We start from the raw sequence: 13,342 nt of genomic DNA, 5'->3' as shown, positions 1-13,342 counted from the left end.
CATTTTTTTCTGGTAAAAATAATACAATGGCATTTAAAATGTGGATTGTTTTTTAATGAAATAATAGTTAGACTTGCTAAAAATTGGACAGTCGTAGTAAGCAGGGAAGGTTAACATCGTTTTATTATTTGCTTTTTTCTTTCCTGATGTTATTCACTTTTTATTCTCTTCGGCCCAGGCTGCGTGCGCCTGCTTTATAGGTCAGGTGATTTTTCTTAAAAGGATTGATAATGAAAACAACACTTCTTTTCCTGTGTGGGATATTTGTCTCAGTCAATTCCTTTGCCGATGTGTTGGTCGATGTGCCTTCTATTGTTGGAAAAAACAAAAGCGAAGTCAGTGCGCTGATTGGCGAGCCGGGTTCCTGTGAAAACACAGAACAAGGTGAGCAGTGTGCTTATGCGCAAGCTGAACTGCAAATTGCATTTATTAATAATAAAGCGGACTGGATGACGGTAGAGGGTGTTGATCATTTGCCATTTAATTCCATTGTGATGGAGAACTTGGGGTTAAATCTCGGTTCGCCATCATCGTCAAGTGATTATGAAATTCGCTGGGAAAATACGGGCGGTTTAATTCTGGTGTCACTGTATAAAGGTAAAGAAAATAATAGTGACTACGTTTTTATTAAAGCGTTTTCAGAATAAAAATAATTCATCAGTATGGCGATTGAAACCGGTCTTTAGATTTTCTGTTTTGTTGGTAAGCCAAATATTTCATTTGGTGGGATGTGTTTTATCTAGGGAAGAGAATAAGTTGTTGTCGTAGGCTGTAGTCCTCTATAGCTTCTTGTGGTCTCTTTCCTTCTTGTTTTGTATTTACGGAAAACTTGTATCGTAGGGGAAAGTATGGCTGCTCAGGCTATTCATAATAAAATTCTATTCTTTGTTAAAAAAATACATTTGCTTGCGCTTATTGCTATTTTTTTTCCTCAGTTTGCCAGCGCAGTCACGCTCTATTCTGCCAGTTTTTCGCCATCGTCTGTTTCTGCTGGTGGATCTTCGACATTGTCCTGGTCGAGTAACGGTGTTTACTGCAAGGTTGATGGTGTTACACACAATGGCAGTAGCGGCTCAAAAGTTTATTCAAATCTACAAAGCTCAAGGAACGTAACGGTTACATGTTCTGCACCAATGGGCGGCTCTGCTTCAAAAGTGGCGAGTGTGACGGTGACGATTCCCAAGCCGGGAATTCCTTCAAGCTTAACGGTATCTCCCAGCACTCTTTACACAGCGCCGTCATTGGCGCATTGCTCTCCATCTGATGTTGTTTGTCAGCCGAGGGATATTGCCCAGGGAACCGTTACCCGAGGCTCGTCATCAGGGACTGTTTCAAGTTATCAAATTGAACGGAGAGTCAATGGCGGCAGTTGGACTTCGTACTACACCGGAACCGCCAATAACCTGACTTACACATTTACTCCGGGTTCCTGGCAGTTTCGGATAAAGGCGTGTAACAGCAGTGGCTGCAGTGATTATAAGTACAGTAATACCGTGTCTGTGGTATATCCGGTGCCGGGAGTGCCGACCAGTATGTCGGTTACCCCTGCGTCCACTACCGCCACTTCCGTATCGGCTTCCTGGGGTGGGGCGGCTAATACCCCCAGTCACTATGTCACCCGTTATGAAGCACAAAGACGTTTAGGGTCGGGAAGCTGGAGTAATTTTTCCACCAGTAACACCACTCAGGCCAGTTCCACAAACATGTCAGTGGGGACGTGGTCATTCCAGGTGCGCGCCTGTAATACTACCGGTTGCAGTGCTTATCGGGCTGGAAACTCGGTGGCAATTCTGCACCCTGTACCGGGTATCCCCGCAAGTATCACGGTTCCGGCGCTGGATAATGACGGTAGTTTTGGTGTCAGTTGGGGAACTGCCAGCGGGCATGTTGAGCACTATAACCTTCAGCGACGATTGGGTGAGGGAGCTTGGTCATCAAATCTGTATTCGGGTATAAGCCAAAGCTACAGTCAGGCAGGCCTTTCAAATGGCAGCTACACCTATAAGGTGCAAGCCTGTAACACGACCGGGTGTAGTGACTGGAAGATCTCCTCAGTTGCAGAGGTATTACATCCTCCGGCAACACCGGCCAGCTTAACCCCACCGGCTTCCGATTATGACGGTGCCTTTACGGTAAGCTGGGCCAGTACAGCCACGGCTACGTCCTACAAATTACAACGTAAAACCGGCAGTAATGGCACCTGGTCCTTGGATTTATATTCGGGCAGTGGAACCGGGTATAGTCAAACCGGCCTGGCGAATGGAACCTATTTTTATCGTGCTCAGGCATGTAACGCCGGTGGTTGTTCTGGGTGGAAAGAATCTGCGTCGGTACTGGTGAAGCGTACACCGGGAATCCCGTCCTCTATAGGAATTCCAGGTTCAGATATTGATGGCGCGTACCTGGTCACCTGGGAAGTGGGTTCAGGGATTGTTGAGTCGTATGAACTTAGTCGCAGTACAGACAACCAAAATTGGTCAGCGATTACCTTGTCTGGCGTTCCAACTTCATATTCTGAAACAGGTTTGGGGGATGGTACCTATTATTATCGGGTAAGAGCCTGTAATAGTCTGAGTTGTTCCGGTTGGCGGGAGTCGGTTACCGCTGTTGTGGTGAAATTACCTCCGGGTGTGCCTTCAAGTATCAATACCCCAAGCGTGGATGGTGATGGCAGCTTTACCGTAAGCTGGGTTTCGGGTTCGGGCATTGTCGAGAGCTACAAACTTCAACGACAGTTAGGCAGTGGTAACTGGTCGTCTGACATCTATTCCGGTTCGGGTACAAGCTACGCCCAGACCGGTTTAGCTAACGGCAGCTACAAATACCGTCTTCAGGCGTGTAACACCAGTGGATGCAGTGGCTGGAAAGATTCCTCCGTTGTCGAAGTGGTACATCCGCCCCTGCCTCCTTCCGCGTTTAGTCTGCCTTCATTGGATAACGATGGAAGTTTCACGGTGGGTTGGGATTTGTCTGCAACAGCCACCTCCTACAAACTTCAAAGAAAGAAGGAAAGTGCCGGTAGCTGGTCAACAGATCTCCTCCCTTTATCTGGTGCTTCGTACAGTCAATCCGGCCTGACCGATGGCACTTACTACTACCAGGTTCAAGCATGTAATGTCGGCGGCTGCTCCGGTTGGACTGAATCCGCTGGGGTATTAGTGGAATACATTCCTGGTGTTCCGCCGAGTATCAGTGTCCCCTCAATAGATCGTGACGGTACATTCACCATAAGTTGGGACGCGGCAACAGGAAGTGTGACCTCGTACAACCTGGAAGAAAAAGCCGATAGCGGTGGCTGGGGCCAGCTGTATTCCGGTTTGCAGATGAGCTTCAACCGTTTGGGGCTGCCATCGAGTGAGCGCACCTATCGGGTTAGAGCCTGCAATGGCGGTTCCTGCAGTGATTGGCGAACCAGTGATATGGTCACGGTGGCGGTTTCTGGTGGTGACAATGGCTTGCAACTCAGCGAAACCTTGTCCAGCGATGGCCATTATTCAATTAGCTGGGACGTAAATACCGTTTTTGGTAACGCAATTTTACGAGAATACTTTAATAATTCAGAAATCAGTGTTGCTCAACTGACTACGTCAACAGGAACCCGTGCTTACACCAAAACAACAGCTGGAACCTATTCATACAGCATTGAAGAGCGGGACTGTCGTCAAGCACCGTTAGTGGGCGAATGCCCTGTGATCGACACGATCCCAGCAAAGTCTGTCGAAGTGCTGTTTCCACCACAGGCTCCGGCCAGCATCTCCCCTTCGGTGACCAGTACGACTAACACCAGTGTCACGGTTTCCTGGCAGGCCTCGGAAACGGCCACAGAATATCGCCTGCAAAAGCGGTTTAATGGTGGTAGTTGGGTATCGGAATACGTTGGTGTCAGTACTAATCGAACGGTGACCAATTTAGCGCCTGGGAGTTGGGTGTTCCAAGTCGCAGCAGCAAATGCCGCAGGCGTCAGTGCCTACACCCCGTCAGTGACGGTTGCGATTAACCTGGTTCAACCAGCTTCACCTGCCACAGTCTCGGTCGATCCCACAAGCACATCCGGCAGCTTGAGTGTGAGTTGGAGCAGCAGCACGGATGCAACGGAATATCGGATAGAGCGGGTTAACACTCAGACGGATACCGTTGAAGCAAGTTTTACTCGTACCGGATCGCCACTGACAGAAAACAACATCGGCGATGGTCAATACACCTACCGTGTTCACGCATGCAATGTGCTGGGTTCCATGGAAGAGTGCAGTGCGCCGGCAGTGTCAAATATGGTGAGCGTACACAGCTCACTCGCGCCGGAAGTGGTCACGAACTTATCCGCGACCAATAATGGAAATAACCGGGATGCGACTGTCACCTGGACTTCGGCGGAAGTGACGAACTTTGTTATCAATCGAATTGGTCAGACGGCAGGAACGGAAAACAAACAATTTACCCAAACAAGCACACAATTGAATGACAGCGTTTTGCCAAATGGTACCTATGTGTATGAGGTGGTGGCATGCCGAACACTGTATGGCATGGAGAAATGCTCGTCGCCAGCCAGTTCAAGTCCACTGGTTATTACTGCGCCGACAGAACCCAATTATGCTAAGGCGTTTGACGGCGTAATCGCAGATAAAACACTGGTTAACTCTGCACCTGCCATGCCGGCCGAGCCGGTGGGTGTGCTGCAAGGTGCGGCGAATGTCAGCGGCGGCTCTGCCTCATACAGCGTTCCTATTGCTCTGCCCCCAGGCAGAAACGGTGTTCAGCCTTCAGTTTCCTTGAGTTATTCATCGCGTGGTGGCAATGACACCTTGGGGGTTGGCTGGAGTCTGGGCGCTGGCGGTGGGATCAGCCGCTGTGGTAACACCTACGCCCAGGATGCCTTAACCCGGGGAGTGCAGTACTCGATAACGGAAGACCGGTTGTGTCTGAATGGCTCACGACTGATGGTGGTATCGGGAACATACGGTGCGGCAGGTGCAGAATACCGGACAGAGAGCGATAGCTTTGTCCGGGTTACGCAGCACAGCGCAGGTATTAACAGCACGGTTGCATGGTTTACGGCGGAATACAAAGATGGTTCCGTTCAGTACTTTGGTAAAAATAGCCAAAGCAAACTGATCCATGCCGGTGCTTCCTACCCGCTTAGCTGGTTACTGGAATTTGAACACGACGCGGTCGGCAATACCGACGGTGCAGCAAACTTGGGGAACGTACCCGTTGCAGCCGCTAACTTTATTCATTACGACTACACCACCTTTGGTGAGGGTGAAAAGCTGTTAACCAAAATTTCCTATACCGGGAACAGCGAAAGCGACAAAGGTGATCGGGCAGTCGAATTTATTTATGAGCCGCGTGATGACAGGACGGTATCGTATTTAGCGGGTGGAAAATCGGAAACCACTCAGCGGCTGCACAAAATTACCACGAAGTATGGTTTAGACAGTGTTTACGAATACCGTGTTGGCTATGGTTTGAGCTTGGCGAGTGAGCGATCACTGGTTAAAAGCATTACCCACTGCGCATTTGAAGGCACTTGGCAGTGCCTGCCTGCAACCCGTTTTGACTGGTTGGAAAACAGTACTATTGCAGAAGTGACCCCACTCAAAATAGGCGGGGTGGAAACCTTTGCGGGAGAAGTGTACCTGCATAATGTGATGTCACAGGGCGACGTGGACGGTGACGGTACGCGGGATTTTATCGGTTACAACGTCAATGCCGAACAAGACAACGAAGGTACCAACGATGTGGATGTCGAGTTTGGTTGCCTGCGCACAGAAGTGAAGGGCCGATACACCTGCATCGAATTAGACCTGGATTCAGACGGCATCAACGATGCGTTCAAGTTTGAGCAAGGGAAGTTGCACGTGCAGTTTTCTTCACAAAAGCCAAGCTCCGGCGTGCACCCCTACGTGAACACCAACATCTTGTTGAAAATCCCTTCCAACTCGGCGACCGAAGATGAGTTGAGAAATCCGATATATAACCGTCGTGATGAAATCCTTACGGCGACGGATGTGGACGGTGATGGGCTGCAGGATTTGGTGGTGAAATACACGGAAACGGGTACCAGCCCCTTTTACCCTAACGAGCTGGCAGGCCGAACACAGCTCCGGGTGTATTTAAATAACGGTGGTGCTACCGCGACCCATTTTGCAACACAGGGAGCAGATGTGTACACCTACCAGGAGTTGGCCGAAACGGTGTATGGCTGCTCTATCGTAGGCTGTGGTCAGCTTCCAGCCGGTGGCCAGTATGATGTCTTTACCTACGAAGCCCTGACCCCTATTGGTGATTATGACGGCAACGGTTTAACGGATTTCATCATCGAAGAGACGATGGATAAATTTCATTTGGCCACCACCTATTACGACCCTGTTCCTGTCGCTGTGTTACTGAATAAAAGTACGCCGGGCAATTTGCAATTTGAGCGTGTGTTAAAAGGCGGCTTTGGTGCAGGAACAACCACGGATTATGGCCCTGGTGAAAAATACTTCCACACCTACCTGGATGTTAATGGCGATGGTTTGTCTGATACGCTAGGTTGGAGTAACGGTCAACTTGCGGTGATGCTAAACAAGGGCGATATCACGTCAAACAGTATCGTCTTAACGCAAGTGGATAACACCCAGAGTACTCGGAAGTTTATCGAAGAGCGATACCATGAAATTTTAATGTCTTATGGTGGAGGGCTATTAAAGCGTGCCATCGTACAGCCTAAATACAATGATGCCATGCACGCGGTTGACCTCAATGGCGATGGACGCCAGGAACTGGTTATGCCGGGGGAGCGTTTAATTTCGGTATGTTCCACCTCCGCATTTGGTTTTGAAGGCACCGTCGAAAAATGTGGGGATGAGTTGTATGGTGCGATCCAGACACAAACGTCGACATACCCGACCACTCCGATAGGGTCGTATTACTACGATGATTCTATCTACCGTTGGGACGCACTCTACTTTGATGACGATGGCAATGGCGGTTACACCGTCAGAAAAGAGCCGACTGCTTTTGTCGGTCCAGCCTACGAAGTGCGTTTCTTTGATGCCTTTGGTGACGGCAATGTGGATATGGTCAGCACCATCGGTTTGCGTACCTATACCGGCACCGTCTCTAAACGAATCGATACTGCGAACTCCAATTCAACCTGGCTATCCGAACTGGCCTCTGGCAGTAATTTTATTGCCGGTGCCTACATCACCCGTAACTACGGTTCGGGTAATGGCACCACCACCGGCAGCTACAACCCTGTGGATGTGATGAGCAAGGCAACCAATGGCTTTGGCGTGACAGGGGAATGGGCCTATCGTCCGCTATCCACCGGAGACACCAGTGTGGCAGGGCAGGCCCTCTACTCCACGGCACATGACTACGTTAACCAGAGCGAGGGGTATTTCCACTTTAGCTCCAGCATGTATGTGGTCAGCAACTTCAAGCAGTCCAACGGCATTGGCGGGCTCAATGAAACCAAATACGCCTACCGGGGCGCGATGTACAACAGCAAAGGGCGTGGTTTTACCGGCTTCCGCTCGATGATTCGTGAAGACGTGGCCAACGGCCTGGTCAGCCACACCGACTTCCATCAAATGTTCCCGATGGTGAGCCTGGTGCAGCAGCAAGGCCAATTCACCAGCGATACCTATGGTACTTTTGGTTCGAGCAATGTCTTTGGTGATGGCGCGGCCTGCACCATCAGTGGCACCTCGGAAACCAGCCTGTCCAGCTTGCCTGCCAATGCGAGCCAAGCCATTCACTTCAGCCACCACTGTTATGCGCAAAATACTGCCCATCAAATGGATATCGCGGTAACCGCGTCGGCTGGTGGTATACACAGCATCTATGCTACCCAGAATCAAAGCGTAATGCGCAAGCTGATGTGTGACACGTTACCCTGCAGCCTGAGCCGGCCCGTATCGATACAAACCAGCGAAACCACCAGCATAGATAAATGGGGCAACGCCATCGCGACCACACAAACCCATTGGGATGAATGGGGAACGCGGGTCACGGCGGCCAGCGCCACGATTGACATCACATCAACGCAGGAAGCCGCCTGGTGGCTGGATAAGAAAACGGTGAGTAGCGTGACCCAGGATAAGGTGACAGGCCGTCATCTTGAGGATGCGTTCTCCCGTTACAGCGGCAGTGAAACCGGCTTAGACAACGCCATTGAAGTTGAAACCACCTACAGCTACGACACGACCCGTTCACTTCGAATACCAAAGCAGGTCAAAGTGACTTCGGTGAACGTCAACGGTGTGGATCAGCTGGCCAGCAATCAAGGGCTATACAGTGACACCGTGACCCTATTCAATGACTACGGCCTGCCAACAAGCACCAGTCAAACCGCCTACCAAAAGAACACCAGTGGGCAATGGCAGTTGCAAACGCGGACCACCACCATCCCCGAGTACAGTACTGATGGCTACTTCCCGCGTACCGTGACCAACCCGTTAGGCCACAGCGTGATGACGGACATTGACCCGGCATCGGGGCAGGCGTTATCCGTCAGTCGCATGCTGGATGCCACCCACAGCGTGACGGTGACCACCAACTATGATCCGTTCGGTCGGCCATTGGCCATCCACACCGATGGTGCCGCCACTCAATATCTGCGTTATACCTTACCGGACATGGATGGCCCGACCCTGGCGGCACTTCAGGTGACCACAACCCAGGCGGGAACCCCCACAAGCAAAGCCTGGCAGGACAAATTGGGCCGAACCCTGCGCACCGCAACGCAAAGCTTTGCGGGCTCCTGGGTGTATGGCGATGTGTTCTACAATGCCCGTGGCCTGGTCAGCTTTGAGTCGGTGCCCAGCTTTAGCATGTTGAACAGTCCGAGTGAGGGCCACGGTGTGACCTACACCGCCTATGACCCGCTTGGCCGGTTAATGGGCAAGCAAGTCAGCCAAACCTGTGGCACCTTGGGCATCAATACCACCATGACCACCAGCTACCGGATTGATACCGCAGACCCCTATCAAACGGATATCCTGGTGCAAGGTGGGTGTGAAGGGAAAACGCTGACCATGAGCCGCACCTACAACAGCCTGGACCAATTGATGCGGACCACCGATGCCGAAGGCGGCATCACCCGCTACGGATACAACAGCCTGGGCAGCCCGGTGGTGATTGAAGACACACAGGGGCATCCGATCGTGGCGTTGTATGACGGCCTAAACCGCAAAGTTAAGGTTAATGACCCCAATCAGGGCATCACCCACTTTGTGTATAACGGCTTTGGTGAACTGCAACAGGAAACCCGGGCCAACAACAAAACCGTCAACTACTACCTGGACTCGCTTGGCCGTGTCACATTGCGCACTGCAACAGGCGAAGACAACCTCAGTTACAGCTACGATAACGCCAGTTATGGTTATGGTCAGCTCTACCAGGAATCGGGTGCTGGTTTAACCCGTCATTACAGCTACAACGACAAAGGTCAACCCGTCAGCACCACCGAGACCCACAGCACCGGTGAAAGCTACAGCGTCACCAGCCTGTACGACGCCAACTACGGCCGGCTCAAAGGCCTGGAATACCCCAATCACCTCACCGTGGAATACGACTACAACACCTATGGCTACATGAATGTGGTAAAAAATGCGGCCACGGGCTATGTCTATCAGGAAGTTGACGACATGGACCAGTGGGGCAACATCGTCGGGGCGACACTGGGCAATGGCATTCAGGAATTGGCGCAATACAGTGCGGTCAATGGCCAGGCATTGCAGATAAGCGCACTGCGCAACCTGCAAGAGATACTGGATATCCAATACCAGATGTACGACGGCTTCGGCAATATTCTGCTGGAACACATGCAAAACGGCGCCGCCACCCCGGATATGGGCGATAAGGGCGGAAGCCACAACTACAGCGAATACTTTGTCTATGACGACCTGCACCGGTTAACCCACAGCAGCTTTAACAGCTTCAATGGCACCGGTCTTGATTACACCTACGACTCAGGTGGCAACCTGCTGAGTAAATCCGACTACGCCCGCAACTACGACTACACCACCGGCACCAGCGGTGGGCCCAACGCGGTCAAACGGGTAGAGAAAATCCTCAAGCAACAGGACGGCACCACCCAATACCAATGGGCGAACTTTGGCTACGATGCCCGGGGGAATATGACCAGCGGCGATGGCTTAAGCCAAGCCATCTACAATGCCATGGACAAACCCACCTATATCGAGAAAGGAGGCGCGACCCTGAGTTTTGCCTATGGCCCCAGCCATATGCGTTACCGGCAAATCAAAGTCAAAGAAAATATAACCACCACCACACACTACGTGGGCAAACTGTTTGAAAAGGAATACCGCGAAGAAAATGGTGTGAAGCGGGAAAGCTGGCGGGCCTACATTGGCAGCACTGCGGTGGTCAGTCAGGACAACGACGGTTTTGCCATCCGTTACCAACACAAAGACCGGCTAGGCAGTGCACGTACCTTCACCGATGCAAACGGCCTGGTGGTGGCACAACGGGACTACGACCCGTTTGGTAAACCGCGAGAAGCCGATGGCAGCCTGAAAGAAAATGTCTGGTTAGGCGGTGGTGAACAACAGCGCCCCATATTGGGCGACGAAGCCGATGCCAAAACCCGACGTGGCTTTACCGACCATGAACATCTGGACGATGTGGAGTATATACATATGAACGGTCGGGTGTATGATTACAACCTGGGCCGGTTTCTGAGTGTGGACCCGTACATCCAGAGTCCAAAGAACTCGCAGAGTATTAACTCATACTCGTACATCATGAATAACCCGCTGGCAGGGACTGATCCGACGGGGTATCAAGCAGAGTGTGGGGTTGGTTGCTATTCCGTTATTTTTAACCAAGATGGTAGTAGTACAACAACGCGAAATGGAAGGATTACGTCCGCATACACAGAAGTGACTACAGCAACAGAAGGTGGTACGAAAACCACATTTTATAATGGGGCTCTGAGCAATGAGCAAGTTGTAAAAAGGCTGTTTAGGGAGAAAGGGGCTGAAACAGATGCGGATACTGAAACCAAAACTAATCAGTCTACTTTACGGAATCAGGAAGCATTGCACGGGTCTGAGAATGGGCTTGTTTATACGGGGTTGATACCGAAGGAGTTGACGAAAGCTGCTGAAGAGACTGAAGGAGACATTGAGGCGATTAGGGTGCCTGGGGCGTCACAAGAGGGGGGGGTTAAGGTTGGAGATGGTTTCCTAAATCCGGCAAATTGGCCTACTCTTCCTGATTGGCTTGTAAACTCGGCGGCAGGTTTTGGTGATGGTGTTTCTTTTGGTCTGACTGATGTTGTTCGTGAGTGGATGGGGATTGATGGGGGAGTCGATGAGCTTTCTACGGAATATGGTTTCTCCAGAGTAGCTGGTCAGCTCCATACTTCTGCACTAATAATTGGCGGTTTTGTTTTAAGGCCGTTTACAGCTCAGACACAAGTTGTTACTCAGTGGACTGTTGCTGGAGAGATTGGTGTAAATACCCGTTGGGTGATGACCGGAGGAAACTCCCTAAGAAACTATATAATGGCGGGAGGGCCACAATTACAGGCTTCGTACTCACAGTCTGTTACAGCAACTGTTGCGGGTAGTAGTCTACGCTATCCTTCCGGCTGGGAAGCTTTTAAAGGCTTGTTTGGTCAAAGAATGCTTGTTCCATAGAGGGATAGATAAATATGACAATGTTTCCAGTCAGTATGATGTTTCTTCTAGTTGGAGTTCTTTTAGATCTTTTATCCTGCTATTTAAATACTCGGAAGCAGGTAACTAAATCTGGTGCATCAGGGATTCCAGGTGTATCTCTAGCAATCTATTTGTTGGTTTTTTTGTGGGATAGAGAGTTGGTTATTTGGGCCAAATATTTGGACATATTATTTTTTATTTGTTTTTATGTTTTTTTTCAGCATGTTGTACCAAAATTTTTATCTAGAGTTTTAAAAAAGAAGAATAGGGGGCAGCCCCTAATAAAATAAACAAAGCCCTGGATTAATCTCCGGGGCTTTTTTTTAGTCTGCGGCAAGCATGAATCCATTCCGCTTGGTGACGTCCCGGCCGATCCCTGGCCTGTCCTTGGCGAATTGCTAATTCAACCTAAAGATGGGAGATGAAAGAGGCCTCGACAGTGGCTTTCCCACGAGTAGTCAGAAAGCTTAAGCGTGTTTTTTGAGCAGTTTATGGGTGGCCTTTCCATTGTGGACGAATGGCAGCGGTGCTGATTGTAGTAATGCTTAAACTGATCAAGCTTTCGCTGCAAATCCTGACTGTTCCAGAAGAGCGTCTGATCGAGTAATTCCCTTCTAACTGTTCCGATTACGCGTTCAATAAACGGGTGGGATGTGGGCACACAAGGAATGGACTTTACTTCTTCTATCTCCAGTATCCGCAAGTTTGCTTTCCAGCGATGGAATTGAAATAACGGATCATTATCGGAGCTTAGATAGTTAGGCAGTGTTTGTTTGCTTTGTATCTGGTTAAACATACGGCATGCCACTATGCCATTTAGATCGCCAGCATGAACAGCAAAACCCACGATGCGACGGGTGAACTGATCCATGACCACCATTACCCAGTGGCTTTTTAGCGTGGCCGATTCACACCGGAAAAAATCCGTACTCCATAAGCTGTCCTTGCTATGGCCTAAAAAGGTTAGCCACGAGGGACCATGATTATCGCCATTTGGTTTGTGGTATTTGAATAAAATGCGGCGAACAATATCCTTATTAATCGTTAAACCAAATGCCTGATTAATTTGTTGAGCAATTCTTGATGTGCCAAAACGTGGGTTTCGCTTTTTGAATTCCAAAATTGCATCAATAACTTCCTGAGAAGGCCCTTTAGGGCCGGGTTTAGCTTTGGTTTTAGCTGTGTAAAGTGATTTATACTTTTTATTTTTCAACGCTGTATGAAAGCGAAGGATAGTCGCGGGTTTTAGTAGGACAGCATTTTTGGTAATACGCTGAAGGCTAAGAAACTCAGCACATAGGGAAAAAACAAAACGATCCTCCGTTTTTAAATTAGGACAACGTTTTTGTTTTCTGGAAAGAATTAAGAGTTGTTGCCTAAGTAGAATATTCTCGGTAACAATCGATCGTGTTTTTCTGGGTACAAGAAACCTGAATAATGTTGTAAGCAAAAACCAAATTATTGTGCACCGGTATTTCATGGTCGCGGATCATAAATAAGTATAGGTAGAGCCGCAAATCTACTTATTCGTGATTTGATTTTGGTTAAACTAATTAAGTTTGATCCGGCTTAGGTGTGAGGGTTCTTATATGTAGGAATCGGCTAATTAACAAGGCATTAACCCCTACAGCTACATTTTAAATAACCCATTAGCGGGGACGGATCCGACG

Annotated in this window: 3 protein-coding genes; 2 read left to right on the top strand and 1 reads right to left on the bottom strand. The window is 49.7% G+C overall.

Features of this window, described 5'->3' with window-relative positions; translation table 11 throughout:
* Nucleotides 1-230: 230 nt before the first annotated feature.
* The gene (locus P5V12_RS18545) at nucleotides 231-647 is read left to right on the top strand and encodes a hypothetical protein (RefSeq protein ID WP_316954568.1); all 417 of its coding nucleotides are present in this window, start codon (nucleotides 231-233) and stop codon (nucleotides 645-647) included.
* A gap of 201 nt (nucleotides 648-848) precedes the next feature.
* The gene (locus P5V12_RS18540; RefSeq protein WP_316954567.1) at nucleotides 849-11,651 is read left to right on the top strand and encodes an RHS repeat-associated core domain-containing protein; all 10,803 of its coding nucleotides are present in this window, start codon (nucleotides 849-851) and stop codon (nucleotides 11,649-11,651) included.
* A gap of 424 nt (nucleotides 11,652-12,075) precedes the next feature.
* On the opposite strand, the gene P5V12_RS18535 is transcribed toward P5V12_RS18540, so the two are convergent.
* Nucleotides 12,076-13,122, bottom strand: a complete 1,047-nt coding sequence (locus tag P5V12_RS18535; protein WP_316954566.1) for an integrase core domain-containing protein — start codon at nucleotides 13,120-13,122, stop codon at nucleotides 12,076-12,078.
* Nucleotides 13,123-13,342 lie beyond the last annotated feature (220 nt).

Source organism: Teredinibacter sp. KSP-S5-2, from assembly GCF_032773895.1.
Lineage (GTDB): Bacteria > Pseudomonadota > Gammaproteobacteria > Pseudomonadales > Cellvibrionaceae.
The sequence above is the reverse complement of the archived record's forward strand: the minus strand, read 5'-3'. Positions and strand labels throughout refer to the sequence as shown.

Excerpts from the sequence above, each read along its gene's own strand:
- P5V12_RS18545 (WP_316954568.1), top strand. The coding sequence starts at position 231 with ATGAAAACAACACTTCTTTTCCTGTGTGGGATATTTGTCTCAGTCAAT.
- P5V12_RS18540 (WP_316954567.1), top strand. The coding sequence starts at position 849 with ATGGCTGCTCAGGCTATTCATAATAAAATTCTATTCTTTGTTAAAAAA.